The sequence below is a fragment of the Streptomyces sp. MBT53 genome (assembly GCF_016654115.1).
In the GTDB taxonomy this organism is placed as follows: Bacteria; Actinomycetota; Actinomycetes; order Streptomycetales; family Streptomycetaceae; genus Streptomyces.
This window is the reverse complement of sequence record NZ_JAEQAZ010000159.1, coordinates 22,447-40,831: the sequence shown is the minus strand read 5'-3', so window position 1 is coordinate 40,831 and position 18,385 is coordinate 22,447. Positions and strand designations below refer to the sequence as shown.

Here is an 18,385-nt window from a genome sequence, read left to right as displayed (position 1 = left end):
CCGTCACCGACAACGGTGGGGGTGGTGCCGTGGTCGGGGCGGGGTCGGGACTCTCCGGAGTCGGGCGGCGACTCGGTACATTCGACGGCGTCCTGGCCGTCAGCAGCCCCGCGGGCGGTCCCACCGTGGTGACCATGGAGATTCCGTGCGTGTTGTCCTAGCCGAAGACCTGTTCCTGCTGCGGGACGGGCTGGTGCGGCTGTTGGAGGCCTACGACTTCGAGATCGCCGCCGCTGTGGAGAGCGGGCCCGAACTCACCAGGGCGCTGGCCGAGTTGGCGCCGGACGTGGCCGTGGTCGACGTACGGCTGCCGCCCACGCACACCGACGAGGGGCTGCAGTGCGCGTTGCGGGCGCGGCGGGAGCGGCCCGGGTTTCCGGTGCTGGTGCTGTCGCAGCACGTGGAGCAGTTGTACGCGCGGGAGTTGCTCGCCGACGGGAGTGGCGGGGTGGGCTATCTGCTGAAGGACCGGGTGTTCGACGCGGAGCAGTTCGTGGACGCCGTACGGCGGGTGGCCGGCGGTGGGACGGTGATGGATCCGCAGGTGATTCAGCAGTTGCTGGCGCGGCGGGCGGCCGACGACCGGCCGCTGGGGCGGCTCACGCCCCGGGAGGTCGAGGTGCTCGAACTGATGGCGCAGGGGCGGTCGAACGCGGCGATCGCGGGGCAACTCGTCGTGACGGAACGGGCGATCGGGAAGCACACGTCCAATATTTTCGCGAAACTGGGGCTGGAAGTCTCGGACGACGACAATCGCCGCGTGCTGGCGGTATTGGCCTATTTGGACCAGGGACGCTGAGCACTAGCTGTGAGTCGATCACAACTGGTGGTGTTTAACGGCCAGTTGATAGGGGACTTACCCAGGAACCTCTCATAAATTTATGAGACGGCTGAACACTCCTGGGACCCCCTGCGTATCAAAGGGAGCCGCTTCACTCCTGTCGGGCGCCTCGCTGCCCCGCAAGGAAGTCAGAGGAGTTCCATGGGACGCAATGATCGTAAACGCCGTACGCCGATGGCCACCAAGGCCATCGCTGCCTCGGCTGCCCTAGCCATCGGGGGGGCCGGGCTGATCTGGGCGCAGATGAACGCTTCGGCGCATGAGTCCAGCTCATCGGGCCAGAACACCACGAAGGCCGCCGCGGCGAGTGCTGTCGCGACGATCGCCTGCCCGGACGTCGGCCAGCAGCTGACGAACGTGCCGCAGAAGGCTCGTCAGGGCGTCGCCACCGAGTTGGCGAACCTCGACAAGCAGATCACCGAGGCCTATGCCCGGCTCGCCTCGACGCGCCAGGCGCAGGCCAACGACCCGAGCTTCGTGCAGAACGCGATCGTCGGCCCCCTCAAGGAGAAGCGGGCCGCGACGATCGACCGTATCCGCATCGACATCCAGCGAGTGGGCGGCAGTGTTAATGCGGCTGCACTGAAGCAACTCGCCGCCTGTACGACGCAGACCGCCAACAACACCACCGCCGGTGGCCAGAACAACAACGGCGGCCAGAACAACAACGGTGGTCAGAACAACAACGGTGGTCAGAACAACAACGGCGGCCAGAACAACGGCAACACCGCTGCTCCGAGTGCCAGCGCCAGCGCTTCCGCGCCCGCCGCCAACAACGGTGGTCAGGCAGGCAACGGCCCGACGGCCGCGGACTTCGTGGACATCACGAAGGTCGCGAACAACGTCCTGGCCAAGCCGCAGAAGCAGGCCCAGGCCTCGACGGGCTCCTTCACCACCAGGTGCGGTGTCAACGCCAACAAGAACCACAACACCGACAACGTCATCGTGGCGCCCGGCGTGACCAACGGCGCGCACCACGAGCACGACTACGTCGGCAACCAGAAGGTCAACGCGTTCTCCACGAACGACTCGCTGCTGGCCGCCCCCTCCAGCTGCCAGAACCAGAGTGACCTCTCGGCCTACTACTGGCCGGTCGTGCGTGTGCAGGACGGCTCGCAGGAGTTCGACGCGAACGCGCTCGGCGGTGGCAAGGAAGGCAACGTCGGCAAGATCCTGACCCCGCAGTCGGCGCAGATCAAGTACGTCGGCTCGCCGGCCAGCAAGGTCGTCGCGATGCCGCAGTTCCTGCGCATCATCACCGGTGACGCCAAGACCCTCACCAACGGTCTGGCCAATGCCAACGCGCACTGGAGCTGCACCGGCTTCGAGAACAAGGTCCAGCTGACGGAGCAGTACCCGATCTGCCCGCAGGGCAGCAACGTGGTGCGTACCTTCGCCTTCCAGAGCTGCTGGGACGGCGTGAACATCGACAGCGCCAACCACCGTACGCACGTGGCCTTCGCGGACCCGGCGAGCGGTGTCTGCGGGAACGGCTTCAAGGCCATCCCGCAGCTGACGATGCGTCTCGTCTACAAGATCACCCCGCCGACCATCCAGAACGGCGTGGTCAAGAACGCCTACGCGGTGGACGGTTTCCCGGAGCAGCTGCACAAGGCGTCGACCGACCACGACGACTTCATCAGCGTCACCAAGAACAACCTGGCGGCGACGATCGCCAACTGCATCAACACCGGCAAGAAGTGCTAGTGAGCGCAGCCAGCCGGTAGCACCCGGCAGTACGAAGCGGGCGGTGGGATTTTCTCCCACCGCCCGCTTTCGTGTGTGTCCTGGACTAACCGGTGTGAGCCCTTTGAGGGGTGTGAACCGGTGACACAGCTTTCAGCTGGTGTGCTTCGAGTGGTCGGTGCCGATCTCCTCGTCGCCGCCGAGCGTCGTCTGCAGTTTCTTGACGATCTTGTCGGTGCCGACGGCGACCCACTTGCGGCCGACGAGGTAGAAACCGCCGTAGTCCTTGGCGTCGTTGATCCACTCGCGCTGGCCGCGGTCGGTGGCGAAGGTGGCGAGGACGAACTTGCCGTAGCTCATCTTGCAGATGGCCTGGCGGAGTTCGTCGGCGTCGGTCTGGATGTCGGGCGTGCACTTCACCTTGGCCGCCAGGCTCTCCAGGCTGCCGGTGGCCGCCGGAGGTACGGTCGCGGCCTTGGTGTCGGCGCCGCAGCCCACCAGCGCCAGCGCCGCCGCGGCGCCGGCCACCGCGAGCATCGGTCGGGTCAGCCTCATCTGTCGTTCCTCCGGTAGTCCGGTCAGCAGCATGCCGCAGACGGCCCCGACGAGGGGCCTTCTCCTTCGATACGGACACAACGGGCCCCGCACTCAAATCCATGGCCCTCGGCTGCACCCGTCTGCGAAGGTGGCGCCCGTGAACAAAGACTGGGAAGACCGTACGACCGCCGCCTGGGCGACCTTCGACGACTATCCGGAGGAGCGGGCCGCCGACTTCCGTGCCCTGATCGACGCACTCGTCGCCGAACTCCCGGACGGCAGCCCGCTGGGCCCGTTCGAGCGGGCCTGCGCCTGGGACTCGACCGGCCACTCGGACCAGGCCGTTCCGCTGTACCAGGAGGCACTGGCACGCGGGCTCGACGGTTACAAGGGCCGTCGCGCGAAGATCCAACTCTCCAGCTCGCTGCGGAACATCGGACGGGCGGAGGAGGGCGTCAAGCTGCTCACACCCGAACTCGACGGCCCCTCGGACGAGTTGGACGACGCGGTACGCGGATGCCTCGCCCTGTGTCTGTCCAGCCTGGGCCGCGACCGCGAGGGCCTGTCCCTCGTCCTGGGCGCGCTGGCGCCCCATCTGCCGCGCTACCAGCGGTCGATGGCGAACTACGCGAGGGCTTTGGTGGAGCCCGAGGCCTGAGTCGCCCGGGTGGCGGTGACCAACTCACGATTCGCTCGTTTTGCTGAACGTGCAGTCACAGGATGTCGCCAAGCGCCCCGCAGCTTCACCCACCGCCCCGGTCGTCGATGTCGAACAGGCCGAGGCCGCGCTCGTCGAGCACTATCCACGGCTCGTCCGGCTCGCCTATCTGGTGCTCCCCCCGAGCCTCGGCCGCAACCGGCGCGTCCTGACCGCGCACGCCCTCACCCAGCGCGCCCTGCCCAGGGGCCGCGTCTCCGCGTCCGCGATCCCGGCCCAGAATGGGGGTCCCCCCGCCCGAGTGAGTTCGAGGGTGGGGGAGGGCCGGGACGGCGACCCCGGCTACGCCTTCGTCCGCCTCCAGGTCGTGCGTACGGCCCTGGAGGCGGGCCTCCCGCTGTCGTTCCGGGCGTGGCCCAAGCGCTCCCAACTCCCGCCGCTGCTCCCCCAGGTGTGGGGCCTGCGGCTCTTCCCGCGCTCGGGCGGCGCCGACGAACTCGCCCTGGACCAGCGGCTGTCGGCCCTGTCGGGCCCGGCCCGCGCGGTGTACGCGCTGCGCGGCCTGGAGAAGCTGCCCGACGGCGACGTACGCCGGGTGCTGGCGGCGGCCGGAGTCGACGAGGTGGACGCGGCGCTGCGCGAGGCCGACGAGGCGCCCGCGCAGTACCCGTTGCTCGACTCCCCCGAGTTCGACCCCTGTTCGCTGCACGCCCGGCCCACCGATCTGATGCGCCGCCGTCAGCACGGCAAGGCCGCACTCGCCGCCGCGGCGGCCGTCGCCGTGTGCGGCGCGCTGCTCGCCCTGCCGGGCGGCGGCTGGGGCCCGGACGGCGCCGCCGCACCCGCGTACGCGGCGAACCCGGCGGCCGAAGCCGCCCTGAATCCGGGCAAGTTGACCCGGATCGCGCCCACCGCGTGGGAGCTCTCCACGCGCAAGGACTTCTCCGTCTGGCCCGCCCGCGGCGACCTCACCGAGAACACCGCCCTGCTGCGCCGCGCCCTCGCCGTCTGGGCCCGCCCCGGCGAGTCCGTCCAGGTCTCGGCGACCCCCGGCACCCCCTCCGGCGGCCCGGCGGGACCGCCCCAACTCCTGTACGCGGGAACGGTCGACAACGCCCGCGTGGTGATCCTCTACGACGGTCTCCGCATCGCCCGCTACGCCGAACCGAAGGACGGCACCAAGGGCGCCGCGCTGGACTTCGCGCGGGTCGACGCCGCGACCGGCACCGAGGCGAACGCGGTGGTCCTGGACCGGGCCGACGGCAACGTCCGTTATCTGACGGCTCCTTGGGTGAAGAAGGTCGCCGAGCGGGACCTGCTGAAGCCGAGCGCCGGCGCCCTGCCCATGACCCTCACCGACGGCATCACCTCGCCGCTCGCCTCCCCCGCCCAGCAGACCGGCGCGTGCACGTCGTGGAACGTGCTCCAGCTGACCGACGACACCGGCACCCGCCTGATGAGCGACCTCGGCGAACTGGTCCCGGCGCACCTCACCGCCGGGCGGCCCGGCGCGGCCCACGAGGTGTCCGGCGCGGAGACCCAGCGTGCCTGGGCGCCCTTCGCCTGCTCCCTCGGCGCGATGCGCTCGCTCGGCGTACGGTCCGTGAACGCCTGGCAGTACGCCGCTCAGCCGCTGCCCGACGCGAGCGGCACGGCGGCCTGGGTGTGCACCCGGGCCGAGACCTGGCGGGGCGGCGGCGAGCGGGTGCTGGCGCAGTTCCACACCCCGGGCGGTACGTACGGCGCGGTCGCCGCGAAGGCGCAGGACGTGGCGGCGTGCGGGGCGCGCGACCCGCAGGTGCTGGCCGGAGTGCTGTGGAAGTCGGCGGCGGGCAGCTGGTATCTGCTGGCCGCCGGCGGCAAGGACACCAAGTCGATCAGGGCGACGGGCGGGGTGACCGGCTCGGCGCAGGGCGGTCTGCTGGCCGTGAAGACCGAGCAGGGTGTCCAGGCCGAGCTGAACGGCACGCTGGCCGACGGCAGGACGATCACCGGACTCCGCTAGACACCGCTAGCTGACACTCGCGTCAACAAGTCCCCGCGCAAGGGTTCCCCCCAGACTTACCCGTCAGTACATTGACGCCATGTCCAACAAGCAGCCGCTCAAGGCCCGCAAGGTGTCCTTCTCCTGGGCGGGCACCCCGCTGCACTGGGTGCCCGGCGATCCGTTCACCACGCACACCATCAACGTGCTGCATCTGCTGCTGCCCGCCGGCGAGCGGTGGTTCGTGCACGTCTACAGGCAGGTGCTGCCCCTCATCCGGGACGAGCGGCTGCGCGAGGACGTGATCGGGTTCATCGGCCAGGAGGCGATGCACTCCCAGGCCCACGACGAAGTCCTCCCGCATCTGAGGGAGTTGGGCCTCGACCCGACCCCGTACACCGCGCAGGTCGACTGGTTCTTCGAGAAGCTGCTCGGCGACCGCACCCTGCCCCCGGGCCGGGCCCGGAAGTGGTGGCTGCTGGAGCGGGTCGCCACCATCGCGGCCATCGAGCACTACACCGCGTTCCTCGGCAACTGGGTGCTGAACGCCGAGGAGCTGGACCGGCGCGGCGCCGATCCGACCATGCTGGACCTGCTGCGCTGGCACGGCGCCGAGGAGGTCGAGCACCGGTCCGTCGCCTTCGACCTCTTCATGCACGTCGACGGCAGCTACCGGCGGCGCGCCCGCACCTGGGCCACCGCGTTCACCGCGCTGATGTTCCTGTGGCAGCGCGGCGCCCGCTTCTTCATGGCGAACGACCCGACCCTCGTCGACCGCCGCGCGAGCTTCAAGGACTTCTACGTCGCCGGCCGGCGCGGCACCCTGCCCGCGACCGGCGACATGCTCAGGTCCATACCCCGCTATCTGAGCCGCGCCTACCACCCCTCCCAGGAGGGCAGCACCGAGCAGGCCGTCGCCTATCTGGCCTCCTCGCCCGCGGCACTGGCCGCCGAGAAGAGGGCGGAGTAGTGCCCAAGCCGCTCACGGTCGCGGTGCTGGCCGGTGCCGCGCTGCTGACCCGGCGCGCGCTGCGGCGCCGGGTACGGGTCTCACCGCTGTGGCCGCTGCCCGCGCTGGACCCGCCCACCTCCGGCCGGCCGCGCACCCGGGCACTGCGGCTGCGGGTCGCCGCGAAGGAGACGGTCGCCGACGGCGTCGTACAACTGCGCCTGGAAGGGCGGGACTTGCCGGGCTGGGAGCCGGGGGCGCACATCGATCTGGTGCTGCCTTCGGGGCTGGTGCGGCAGTACTCGCTGTGCGGGGATCCGGCGGACACCTCGACGTACACGGTCGCGACGCGGCTGGTCGAGGACGGGCGGGGCGGGTCGCGCGAGGTGCACGAACAGGTGTGGGTGGGCGCGGAGTTGGAGGTGCGGGGGCCGCGCAACAGGTTCCCGCTCGTCGCGGCGCCCGCGTATGTCTTCGTGGCCGGCGGCATCGGGATCACGCCCGTCCTGTCGATGCTGCGGGCGTTGCCCGAGGGTGCCGACTGGCGGCTGCTGTACGCCGGTCGGACGCGGGAGTCGCTGCCGTTCCTGGCGGAGATCGAGGCGTTCGGCGCGGACCGGGTGACCGTGGTGGCCGGACTGCCGGATCTGGACCGGGAGTTGGCCGACGTACCGGAGGGTGCGGTCGTCTACTGCTGTGGGCCGGAGGGGCTCATGGCGGCCGTCGAGGAGCGCTTCCCGGACGTGCGTCTGGAGCGCTTCGCTCCTCGGACCTCAGCCGAGGGCGAAGCCTTCGAGCTCGAACTCCGGCGCAGCGGACGGACGTTGACCGTACCCGCCGACTCCACCGTGCTCGCCGCCGTCCGCGCGGAGCTGCCGAACACCCTCTACTCCTGCGAGCAGGGATTCTGCGGAACCTGTCAACAGCGGGTGCTGGAAGGGGAAGTTGAGCACCGGGACGAGTTGCTGACGGATGCGGAGCGGGCCGACTCGATGCTGATCTGTGTGTCCCGGGCCCGAAGTGTGCGTCTGGTGTTGGATCTGTGATGGGGTGATGTGAGCAACCCTGGTCGGTCCGGTCCGTTCGGGGCCGGATCAGATCGGTAAGGTGTTCGCATGAGTACCGGGGTTCGCCGCAGGATGGGAGTCGAGGAACGGCGGCAGCAGTTGATCGGCGTCGCTCTCGACCTGTTCAGCCATCGCTCGCCCGACGAGGTCTCCATCGACGAGATAGCCGCCGCCGCGGGCATCTCGCGACCGCTCGTCTACCACTACTTCCCCGGCAAACTCAGCCTGTACGAGGCCGCGTTGCAGCGTGCCTCGGACGATCTCGCCGGGCGGTTCGAGGTCCCCGAGGAGGGCTCGCTGGGGGGACGGCTGCTGCGGGTGATGGGCCGGTTCTTCGACTTCGTGGACGACCACGGGCCCGGATTCGCGGCGCTGATGCGCGGTGGTCCGGCGGTCGGCTCGTCCACCACCAACGCGCTCGTGGACGGGGTGCGGCATGCCGCGTACCTCCAGATCCTCTCCCATATGAAGGTCGAACAGCCGCCCGCCCGGCTGGAGTTGATGATCCGCTCGTGGATCTCGCTGGTCGAGTCGACGGCACTGATCTGGCTGGACGGCCGGCGTATCCCGCGCGCCGATCTGGAACGCCAACTCGTGCACGACTTCGGGGCGTTGGCGGCGGTGAGCGCGGCGTACGACGACGAACTGGCCGCGCTGCTGCGCGAATCCCTCAGGAACGAGCCGGGCGACGGGCCGTTCACCGACCTGGTCGTCCGGCTCGTCGCCCTGGCGTCGTAGGGCAGCCACCGAGGACAGTCTCTAGCGCTCGAACTTCCGGTAGGACGCGTCGAGTTCGCGTACCTCGGCGGAGGCGTGCAGCACCGAGCCGTCCTCGTCGATGTACTCGCGGAGGAGTTCCAGGACCTTCTCGGTCAGCTTCGCCTTGGTCTCCTCGGTGCGGCCGGCGAGCAGGCCGAGGGTGACATGGACGACGGTGTGTCCCAGCTCGTCGAGACCCTCGTACCCGAAGGCCGTGTACTCGGCCGGACGGAACTGGGTCTTGCACGCCTCCGGCTTCGCCGCGGCGATCTCGACCACCGCCTCGTGCAGCGCACGGGCGAAACCGTCCTGGTCGAAGGAGATCGTGTGGGAGTGGTCGACGGTGATCTGCGGCATGGGATTCCCCTGTTGTTCTCGGCCGATGACGGGCTCACCCTAGGGCCTGTCCAGCCCCAGCCGCAGCGCCAGCATCGCGATGTCGTCCTCCCGGTCGACGCCGAAGCAGTCGAGGAGGGTGTCGCACAGGGCGTCCAGGCCGGGCAGGGCGCCGGAGGCTGCGGCGCGGAGGTGTTCCATGGAGGCCGCGATGTCCGTGCCGCGGGTCTCGATCAGGCCGTCGGTGATCATCAGGAGCCGGTCGGTGGGTTCGAGGAACAGCTCCGTGGGCGGCGGGTGGGACAGGCCCACGCCGAGCAGCGGGCCCGCCGCCTTGGCGTAGTCCGCGGTGCCGGAGTCCCGGACGATCAGCGGCGGGATGTGGCCCGAGTTGGAGATCAGGGTGCGCCCGGTGCCGGGGTCGACGAGGGCCAGGCACATGGTGGCCGTGGTCTCGGGGTGGTAGTGCCGCAGCATCCGGTCCAGCCGCTCGGCGAGCACGCTCGGGTCGCTCTCGTCGACGCAGTAGGCGCGCAGCGCGTGCCGTATCTCCACCATGACGGTGGCCGCCTCCAGCGAGTGCCCGACGACGTCACCGACGGCGAAGAGCACTCCCCCGCCGGCCCGCAGGACGGCGTAGAAGTCGCCGCCGATCTCCGCGTCCTGGGAGGCGGGCACGTACCGGACGGCGGCGTCGACGCCCGGGAGTTCGGGCAGCTGGTCCGGTTTGGGCAGGAAGCTGCGCTGGAGGGTGAGGGCGACATGCCGCTCGACCTGGTACATGAGGAGCGGCTCGGCGGCGAGCGCGGTGGCCTGGGCAAGCTGCGCCAGCAGCGCCTCGGCCTCCGGGCCCACGCGGCGCAGCCCGCGGGTGGGTGCGGCGAGACAGACCGGGGCCCGACCCTCCTGGGTGAGGACCACCGCCAGCCGGGCGTCGTGCTCGACACCGGGCCGGAAGTAGCCGGTGGGCCACAGCGGCGCGGGCACCGTGGTGATCTGCACCCCCGACTGCCCCTGGGACAGCCGCCGCAGCAGCCGGGCCACGGCCCGGTCGGCGCCGGGAGCCGGCAGCGCGACCGAGGTGCGGTCCCGGGGCAGGCCGCGGTACAGCTCGTCGTCCCGGTCGAGGACGAACACGGCGGCGGGGGTGTTGGTGAGCCGCGCGGTGCCGTCGGCGGCGACCTCGACGAGTTCCTGGAGGGAGCGCGCCGCCTGGATGGTGACGATCATCTCGGACAGCAGGGTCAGCCGTTTGACGAGCGCCTGGTCGTCGGCCCGCAGCCGGGCGGCCCGGACCGCGGCCCGGACGGCCGCCTCGATCTCCTCGGGCTCGGCGGGCACCGTCAGATAGGCCTCGTCGCCCGCGTCGAGCGCCGGGCAGCGGTCGCTCGGCGGGACGGCGAGGGCGGAGACGTGCACGACCGGTAGGCCCGCCATGCGCGGCCGTTCCTTGAGCAGCCGGCACAGTTCGAACCCGCTCATGTCCGGCAGGTGCACGTCGATCAGCGCCACGTCGGGCAGGTTCCCCTTGCGCAGCCGCACATCGAGCTCCGTGAGCGCCTCGCCGCCGCTGCCGACCGCGAGAACCCGATGACCGGCCCTGCTCAGCACACTCTCGACCGCGAACCGGCTCGCGGGCTCGTCGTCCACGAGCAGCACGGTCGCGTGCGTCAGCTTGCCATTGACGTCCATTTGTCAGCCCTGGCCCTTTGACACACCGGTGGGGCAGGCCGATGTCCACAGCCCGCCCCACCACGATAATGCGCTTTCAGGATGTCCGGGTGAATACCGCCACTGTGCGTTCAGGAACCACGAAAGTACCGGTCCCCTTGTCGTACGAAGCGGACTTCACCACGGCGTCCGCACCCGCCGCCTGCACCGGGTGCAGCCGGTAGCCGGTACCGGCCAGCGCGTCCACCTTCTGCTCCTGCCCGCTCGGCGTCGCGTTGAACACGACGACAAGATCACCGAGTTCCATGGTGATCACCCCGGGCGTCTCGTCCTTCCCGGACAACGGGAACGACAGCTTCGCCTGCACCTGCCCGGCCGTGTCGAGCGAGAAGACACCCTCCGTCGTACGGATCCTCAGCAGATCCCGGTACGCGGCCGAGGCCCCCTCGATCTGCCCGCAGCCGACCTTCACCGACGTCAACAGACCTTGGGCGTACGGCCACTTGGACGCGTTGTCGGCCGCCAACGGCAGCCCCCGCCCGAAGCCGTTGCCGTCCGCGCAGTTCCAGTGGATCGCGTTGAACCAGTCGCCGCTGTCGAAGGAGTTGCGGTCCAGGGACTTCGAGCGCAGCAGATCGGTACCGGCCTGCGACAGCGACGGCCCCTGCGAGAGAGTCGCGGTGGCCATCGCGAGGACCTGCGCCCTGGCCCGGTCGGCCGCGCTCGTCCCGGCGGGCAGCTTGTACGTCAGCGCGTCGAACAGCGACTCGTTGTCGTGCGCGTCGACATAGGCGAGGGCGTCGCCGGGCGCGTCCGCGTATCCGGCGGGAGCGCCGTTGTAGTCGACCTCGGCGCCGGTGACGTCCTTCCCGTCCGTGTCGGTGAAGCGGTACTTGGCGAGGTTGCCGCTCAGGCCGACCTTGATGAGGTCCTGGTAGTGCAGGAGGCGGGCCTTCTGCTCGGCCGAAGTGCCGTTCGCCGTGGAGGAGTTGGGGTCGGTATACAGCCCCGACGCGAAGCCCTGCACTCCCGGGTCCGCGTCGAAGGGGCTGCCGCCGCGCACCGCGTCCCGGGCCCGGTCGGAGAAGGTGGCGACGCCCGTACCGGCCATGTTCTTCTGCGTGGCCTGCACGAACCGGGCGTCGTCGGCGACCTCGCCGAAGTTCCAGCCCTCGCCGTACATGATGATCTTCTTGCCGTCGACGCCGTCCTTCGCGAGCGTCAGCGCGTCCAACGCCTTGCGCACGGCGAGGATGTTGGCCTTCGGCTGGTGCCCCATGAGGTCGAAGCGGAAGCCGTCGACCTTGTACTCCTTGGCCCAGGTGACCACGGAGTCGACGACGAGCTTGCCCATCATGGCGTTCTCGGTGGCCGTGTTGGCACAGCAGGTGGAGGTGGCCACGCTGCCGTCGGCCAGCAGCCGCTGGTAGTAGCCGGGCACGATCTTGTCCAGGACCGAGTAGTCCGCCTGTCCACTGGCCGCCGTGTGGTTGTAGACCACGTCCATGACGACCCGCAGCCCGTCCTCGTTCAGGGACTTGACCATCTTGCGGAACTCGACGGTACGGCCGGTGCCGTCCGGGTCGGTCGCGTAAGAACCCTCGGGAACCGTGAAGTGGTACGGGTCGTAACCCCAGTTGTAGGCGTCCTTCGCGGCGACGGCCGCCACGCACGCCTGCTGCTGCTCCGAGTCGGCGGCGTAGGAGGCGAGGTCGCAGTCGGTGGTCGACTGCTCAGACTTCTTCTCCGGGATGGTGGCGATGTCGAAGACGGGCAGCAAGTGCACGTACGACGTCCCGGACTTGGCCAGCTCCCGCAGATGCTTGGAGCCGTCGCTGCCCTTGTCGGTGAAGGCGAGATACGTCCCCTGGTCCTTCGCGGGGACGGTCTTGTCGGCGACGGAGAAGTCGCGGACGTGCAGCTCCTGGATCTCGGCGTCCTTCAGCGCCACCGCCTTGGGTTTCTTCAGGGTCGACCAGCCGCTCGGGGCAAGGGACTTGTCGTCGAGGTCGACGACGAGGCTGCGCTCGGAGTCGGCGGTGAGGGCGACCGAGTAGGGGTCGGTGACCTGGTTGGTGACGACCTTCCGGACGGTCGGCGCCCACACCTTGACGACGTACCGGTAGGGCTTGTTCTTCCAGGAGGCCGGGCCGGTGACGGACCAGATGCCGGTGGTGGCGTCACGGCTCATCCTCTTCAGCGAGCCGTCGAGATCGAGAGACACGTTCTGTGCCGTCGGCGCCCAAACGGCCAGCGTGGGACGGCCCTTGCGGAAGGTCGGGCCGAGGTCGGCCTTGCTCGCGGCGGCGTACACGTCGTCGAGGACACCGGCGATCTGTACCCCGGTCGCCGCCAACACGGCGCCGTTGACGGCCCGTTGGGAGGCGACGAGCTGACCGGTCAGGGCCTCCCGCACCCGGCCCCGGTCACGCGGGTCGACGGACCAGGCCGTGTAGTCCTTCAGATAGGGGAACTTGGCCTTCTGCGCGTCGGTGAGCGTGGTCTTCGACAGCCGCAGCCACCGCTCGTCGTCGCTCGTCAGCGCCCCGTCCTTCACCGCGATGGAACCGTCGTGGGAGTACAGGAGCTGGGTCGAGGCAGCCGCGTCGGACCCGTTCCAGGCGACCGTGTCCCGGTCGATCCAGACCGCCTTGGAGGTGGTCAGGTCAAGGGCCGCCGCGCTGCCGGCGGGCTGCGGCAGGAGGTACTTCTCCTGACCGTTCAACAGCCACACCTCGTACCCGTTGGACTTGAGGTCGAGCGACTGATCGGCGGAGAGATCCTTCTCGTCGCCCTTGTGGATGATGTAACTGAGGCTGGTGGCACCGGAGTTGAGCGGCACCTCGAAGACCGCGCCGTAGGCATCGGTCTTCACCGGCTGGAGCGGGCTCGACCAGTCCGTGGGGTTCGCGGCACCCGTCCAGACATGCAGGCCCCAGCCGCTGTAGTCGCCGTCCGCGCGGTGGTAGTGGATGACGGCCTTGGCGGTGTCCTGCGCCGGATAGTCCGGCCGCTGAGTCTGTACGGCGTCCTTGCCCTGCTCGATCCACACCTCACCGGTCTGGGTGACGTCGATCGAACGGTCGGCGGCGACATCCTTGTTGCCGTCCTTGTCGATCACCAGGAAGCTGACGTTCGAGGCGCCCGGCTTCAACTTGACGTAGGAGAAGGCACCGTAGGCATCACGCCCGACGAACGGGTGACTGGCCGGCCAGGTGGTCGCCTCGCCGTCCGCGAGGTCGCCCCAGGCGTACAGGCCCCAGTTGTCGTAGTCGCCGTCGGTGCGCTTGTAGTGGACGACCGCGTAGTCGCGCGAGGAGGCGGTGGGGACCTCGGCGGCGGGCGGGGTACCGGACGTGGAGGCGGCTGTCGCGCTCGCCGTGCGCCCGCTGGAGTCGACCACAACTGCCTTGTACCGCAGGGCCGTTCCGGGCGCCACGTCCTTGCCGACGGTCTGGGTGACCTTGTACGGGGCGTGGTCGGCGGAACCGAGCGTCTGCCACTTGCCGTTGCCGGTCTGGGCGGCGAAGACGACCCGGTTGAGCTGGCCGCCCGTGACATCGGCGCTCAGCTCGACCGTGCCGGTGGCTCCGGCGTCCGGCGCCTTGAGGGTGATCGTCGGCTTGCTCACCGGGCGAGCGAGGGAGCCGGCCGCCTTGAGCACGATCGCGGAACCGGCCGGGACGGTGACCGTCACCTTGTTGTCGGCGCCGCTCGTCGCGGTGGCCGAACTCCCGTAGATCCCCCGGTACTTCATGTCCGGCGAACCGGTCGCGAAGGTCACCGTCCTGGCCGTGTCGGCATTGTTGAGAGCGACGACGTACTCGGCGCTGCCGCTGGTCCGCGTGAAGGCGTAGACACCGGCACCGTCGGCCGCGTAACGCTCGGTCTGCACGCCGTCGGTCAGCGCCGGGTTGTCCTTGCGCAGCTTGGAGAGGGCGGCGATCTCCTTGTACAGCGGGGCAGTCGGGTCGTAGGCGTCGCTCGCGGCCGTGCGATCGGTGCCGATCTCGTCGTCGTCGAGATAGTCGGCGACCTTCGAGGCGAACATCGTCTGGCGGGCGTCCTTGTCGCCGCCGGAGCCGGTGAAGCCCTGTTCGTCGCCGTAGTAGACGACGGGGTTGCCGCGGCTGAGGAACATCAGCTCGTTGGCGAGCTTGTCCTTGGCGAGCAACTCCGCGTCGGTGGCCTTCGGGTTGTCCTGGTCGAGGAAGTAGCCGATGCGGCCCATGTCGTGGTTGCCGAGGAAGGTGACCTGCTCGTACGCGTTCGCCTTGTCGGTCGTGTACTTGTAGTCGTCGCCGAAGACGCTCGCGAGCTTCTGCGCGCTGCCGCCCTGGGAGGCGTACGTGCGTGCCGCGTCCTGGAAGGGGAAGTCGAGCGTGGCGTCCAGGCGGCCCTGGGTGACGTAGGGCGAAGTGACGGACGTGTCGGCGGAGTAGACCTCGCCGAACATGAAGAAGTTCTTCCGGCCGTGCGCGGCGGCGTACTTGTCGAGGGCCGTCGCCCACTGGGTCCAGAAGTCCATGTCGACGTGTTTGACGGTGTCGATGCGGAAGCCGTCGACATCGAAGTCGCGGACCCACTTCTCGTAGATCTTCTCCATACCGCTGACGACCTCGGGCCGTTCGGTCCACAGGTCGTCGAGGCCGGAGAAGTCGCCGTAGGTGGCGTTCTCGCCGACGTAGGTCGAGTCGCCGCGATTGTGGTACATCGTCGGGTCGTTGAGCCAGGCCGGGACCTTCACGTTCGCCTTGTCGGCGGGGACGGTGGGGGTCTTCGGGAAGGAGGCGGTGGAGACGGCGGGGAAGGTCTTGGTGCCGTCCGCGTAGTCGGCGTCGTCGAAGGGCTGCCCGTCCTTGGTGAGGTAGGGGAAGGCGCCCTTGGAGAGGTAGTCGTAGGACTTGCCCTCGTAGTCGACGACGTCTGCGGTGTGGTTGGTGATGACGTCGAAGAAGACCTTCATGCCCTTGGCGTGGGCCTTGGAGATGAGGGTCGCGAGGTCTTTGTTGGTGCCGAAGTGCGGGTCGACCTTGGTGAAGTCCGTTATCCAGTAACCGTGGTAGCCGGCGGAGGCGTCGCTCCCGGTCCCCTGCACGGGCTGGTTCTTGAAGATCGGGGCCATCCAGATGGCGGTGGTGCCGAGGCCCTTGATGTAGTCGAGCCGGTCGGTCAGGCCCTTGAGGTCGCCGCCCTGGTAGAAGCCCTTGTCGGTGGGGTCGTAGCCGGTACTGAGCCGTGAACCGGTCAGTCCTCCTTGGTCGTTGGAGGTGTCGCCGTTGGCGAAGCGGTCCGGCATCACGAAGTAGAACTGCTCGCGGGTGTCGTCGTGCCGCGCGGGCGTGGCCGCCAGCTTCGCGTCGGACGGGGGTGCGGGCGGGGTCGCGGCGTGGGCGGCGAGGGGTTGGACGAACGCGGCGAGGAGCGCGGCGACGATGACGCCCGTGGCCCTTCTCCGTCGCTCGGTGCGGCGCGTGCGGGCCGCCGGCCATCTCGGTATCACAGGCGTGAACTCCTTGCGATTACGGCTCAGTTCGGGTCCGACCCCGGCGAGACGGTATCGCTGACGCAAGGGTTGCAGCAAGACATGTGAAAGTCACAGAAAGAACTTTCATCCGCAACCTTGACGTGCCCTTCTCAACTGGCCCACGCTCACCAGTTGTTGAAACCCGAATCCCCCCTTTCGGAGCCGCTCATGAGCAGATACCGAACACCGGGAACCATCAGGCGCGCGGCCAGTGCCGTGGCCGCCGGGGCGCTCGCCCTGGCCGGCGTGGTCGCCCTCCCCGCCGCCACCGCCCACGCGGACACCTCCGCCAAGGGTGACGTCATCGCCAACCTCTGGGAATGGAACTGGGACTCCATCGCCTCGGAGTGCACGAACGTACTGGGCCCGGCCGGCTACGGCGCGGTCCAGGTGGCACCACCCGCCGAGTCGCTCAAGCAGACCAACTACTACTGGTGGGACGTCTACCAGCCGTACTCGTACAACCTGAACAGCCGTTTCGGTACGGCGGCCCAGTTCGCGAGCATGGTGAGCGCGTGCCACACCGCGGGCGTCAAGGTCTACACGGACGCGGTGATCAACCACACCGCCGCGCAGACCGGCACCGGCTACAACGGCACCACGCTCACCAGCAAGTACGACACCCCGGACTGGGACCCCGGCGACTACCACACCTCCGCGGACTGCCCCACCTCCGACCTGACCATCCAGGACTACTCCAACCTCACCCAGGTCCAGAACTGCGAACTCCTCGGCCTGCCCGACCTGAAGACCGGCTCGGACTCGGTCCGCGCGGGCATCGCGAATTTCCTGAACAAGCAACTCGCCCTCGGTGTCGACGGATTCCGGGTCGACGCGGCCAAGCACATCCCCGAGACCGACCTGGCGGCGATCGAGGGCAAGCTGACGAACACGACGGCGGGTGCGGCGCCGTACGTCTTCCAGGAGATCTATCCGGGCTCGACCCCGCAGCCCAGCGACTACTACGCGTCCGGTGACGTCCTCGACTTCACCTACGCGAGCAAGATGAAGTCGGCCTTCCAGGGCAACGTGAGCGATCTGTCCTCCCTGGAGAGCAGCGGCATCCTCCCGGCCGCCAACTCGGTGTCCTTCGTGACCAATCACGACACCGAGCGCAACGGCCTGCACATGAGCTACAAGGACGGCGACACCTACAAGCTCGCCAACCTCTTCCAGCTCGCGTACAAGTGGTCCACCCCGACGGTGTACGCCAGTTGGGAGTGGACGCAGAGCGACCAGGCACCGCCGAACTCGTCCGGCTTCGTGACCAACACGGACTGTTCCAGCGGCAGTTGGTACTGCCTCGACCGGGACACCGGAGTCGTCGGCATGGTCGCCTGGCACAACGCGGTGTACACGGCGGCCGTCTCCAACTGGCAGACCAAGTCGTCGAGCGTGATCGGCTTCGGCCGTAGCGGAGCGGGCTTCTTCGCGCTCAACAACGGCTCCTCGGCGGCGACTTACACCTTCACCACGGGCATGGCCGACGGCACGTACTCGAACGTCGTCGACGGCGGCGCGTCCACCGTCACCGTCTCCGGCGGCAGCGCGTCCCTCACCATCCCGGCGAAGAGCGCCATCGCCTTCTACAACTCCTCCTACACCTGCACGGTCGGCTGCGACGACACCGGCGGCGGTTCGTCCGGCTCCACGGTGACCGCCACCTTCAACGAGTACGCGGCCACCACGTCCGGCACCAGCGTCTACGTCGTCGGCTCCATCGACGCGCTGGGCGGCTGGGACACGTCGAAGGCGGTCGCGCTGTCCTCGTCCGGGTACCCGGTCTGGTCCGGGGCGGTGAGCGTGCCGACCAGCACGTCCTTCGCCTTCAAGTACATCAAGAAGGACTCGTCCGGAAACGTCACCTGGGAGTCGAACGCCAACAGGGCCGCCACGACGACCACTTCGGCGGTCTCGCTCAACAACTCCTGGAACGTGGCCGACACCGACGCCACCGACGTCACCTTCAACGAGACGGCGACCACCACCCTCGGCACGAACGTCTACGTCGTCGGCTCGATCGCCTCGCTCGGCTCCTGGAACACGAGCGACGCGATCCCGCTGTCCTCGGCCTCGTACCCGACCTGGAGCAAGCTCGTCATCGTCCCCAAGAGCACGACCTTCGCGTACAAGTACATCAAGAAGGACAGCTCCGGGACCGTGACCTGGGAGTCCGGCACGAACCGCTCGTACACGACGGGCACCTCGTCCGGCTACACGGCGAGCGACACCTGGAAGTAGCTCTTTCTCGAACTCCCGCTCATTTCTCCGAACAAATCCGCGGTGGCGCGCATCGGACTCAGTGCACGACACCAAAAGAGGGCGCGGGACGCACACAGCGGCCCGCGCCGCGGAGCAGGAGTGGGAGCA

At 69.0% G+C, this 18,385-nt stretch carries 12 protein-coding genes and 1 pseudogene; 9 read left to right on the top strand and 4 right to left on the bottom strand.

The window, feature by feature from the left end; all coding sequences use genetic code 11:
- The 3 genes and pseudogenes from JHN45_RS53490 to JHN45_RS38840 all read left to right on the top strand — a co-directional run.
- Nucleotides 1-161: pseudogene (locus tag JHN45_RS53490) on the top strand (sensor histidine kinase); the annotation flags it as partial.
- Nucleotides 146-799 (top strand): response regulator transcription factor, encoded by a 654-nt coding sequence (locus JHN45_RS38845; RefSeq protein WP_200711641.1) that lies wholly within the window; start codon nt 146-148, stop codon nt 797-799. The pseudogene JHN45_RS53490 and the gene JHN45_RS38845, both read left to right, overlap by 16 nt.
- A 183-nt stretch (nt 800-982) precedes the next feature.
- Nucleotides 983-2,548: a DUF1996 domain-containing protein gene (locus tag JHN45_RS38840; protein WP_201054258.1), complete on the top strand. Its 1,566-nt coding sequence runs from the start codon at nt 983-985 to the stop codon at nt 2,546-2,548.
- Nucleotides 2,549-2,680: 132 nt separating this feature from the next.
- On the opposite strand, the gene JHN45_RS38835 is transcribed toward JHN45_RS38840, so the two are convergent.
- Nucleotides 2,681-3,082 (bottom strand): hypothetical protein, encoded by a 402-nt coding sequence (locus JHN45_RS38835; protein ID WP_200711639.1) that lies wholly within the window; start codon nt 3,080-3,082, stop codon nt 2,681-2,683.
- 139 nt (nt 3,083-3,221) lie between these two features.
- Between JHN45_RS38835 and JHN45_RS38830 the strand changes: the two genes are divergently transcribed.
- From JHN45_RS38830 to JHN45_RS38810, 5 genes are all read left to right on the top strand, one after another.
- Nucleotides 3,222-3,722, top strand: coding sequence for a tetratricopeptide repeat protein (locus tag JHN45_RS38830; RefSeq protein ID WP_200711638.1), 501 nt, complete (start codon nt 3,222-3,224; stop codon nt 3,720-3,722).
- A 49-nt stretch (nt 3,723-3,771) separates the two neighbouring features.
- Nucleotides 3,772-5,727 (top strand): hypothetical protein, encoded by a 1,956-nt coding sequence (locus JHN45_RS38825; RefSeq protein ID WP_201054257.1) that lies wholly within the window; start codon nt 3,772-3,774, stop codon nt 5,725-5,727.
- A gap of 79 nt (nt 5,728-5,806) precedes the next feature.
- Complete coding sequence (locus tag JHN45_RS38820; protein ID WP_201054256.1) at nt 5,807-6,676, top strand: metal-dependent hydrolase; 870 nt, start codon at nt 5,807-5,809, stop codon at nt 6,674-6,676.
- Nucleotides 6,676-7,701: a PDR/VanB family oxidoreductase gene (locus tag JHN45_RS38815; RefSeq protein ID WP_201054255.1), complete on the top strand. Its 1,026-nt coding sequence runs from the start codon at nt 6,676-6,678 to the stop codon at nt 7,699-7,701. The genes JHN45_RS38820 and JHN45_RS38815 overlap by 1 nt, the downstream gene beginning before the upstream one ends.
- A 69-nt stretch (nt 7,702-7,770) precedes the next feature.
- On the top strand, nt 7,771-8,460 hold the full coding sequence (locus tag JHN45_RS38810; RefSeq protein ID WP_200711634.1) for a TetR/AcrR family transcriptional regulator: 690 nt from the start codon (nt 7,771-7,773) through the stop codon (nt 8,458-8,460).
- Nucleotides 8,461-8,481: 21 nt separating this feature from the next.
- Here the strand turns inward: JHN45_RS38810 and JHN45_RS38805 are convergent, their stop codons facing one another.
- The 3 genes from JHN45_RS38805 to pulA form a co-directional block, all read right to left on the bottom strand.
- Complete coding sequence (locus JHN45_RS38805) at nt 8,482-8,838, bottom strand: 5-carboxymethyl-2-hydroxymuconate Delta-isomerase (RefSeq protein WP_019067327.1); 357 nt, start codon at nt 8,836-8,838, stop codon at nt 8,482-8,484.
- Between the two features lie 39 nt (nt 8,839-8,877).
- Nucleotides 8,878-10,509: a fused response regulator/phosphatase gene (locus tag JHN45_RS38800; RefSeq protein WP_200711632.1), complete on the bottom strand. Its 1,632-nt coding sequence runs from the start codon at nt 10,507-10,509 to the stop codon at nt 8,878-8,880.
- Nucleotides 10,510-10,585: 76 nt separating this feature from the next.
- Nucleotides 10,586-15,991, bottom strand: coding sequence for a pullulanase-type alpha-1,6-glucosidase (pulA, locus tag JHN45_RS38795; protein WP_201054254.1), 5,406 nt, complete (start codon nt 15,989-15,991; stop codon nt 10,586-10,588).
- 192 nt (nt 15,992-16,183) lie between these two features.
- Between pulA and JHN45_RS38790 the strand changes: the two genes are divergently transcribed.
- Nucleotides 16,184-18,256 carry a carbohydrate-binding module family 20 domain-containing protein gene (locus tag JHN45_RS38790; protein ID WP_201054253.1) on the top strand — a complete coding sequence of 691 codons (2,073 nt, stop codon included), beginning with the start codon at nt 16,184-16,186 and terminating at the stop codon, nt 18,254-18,256.
- The last annotated feature ends 129 nt before the right edge of the window (nt 18,257-18,385 follow it).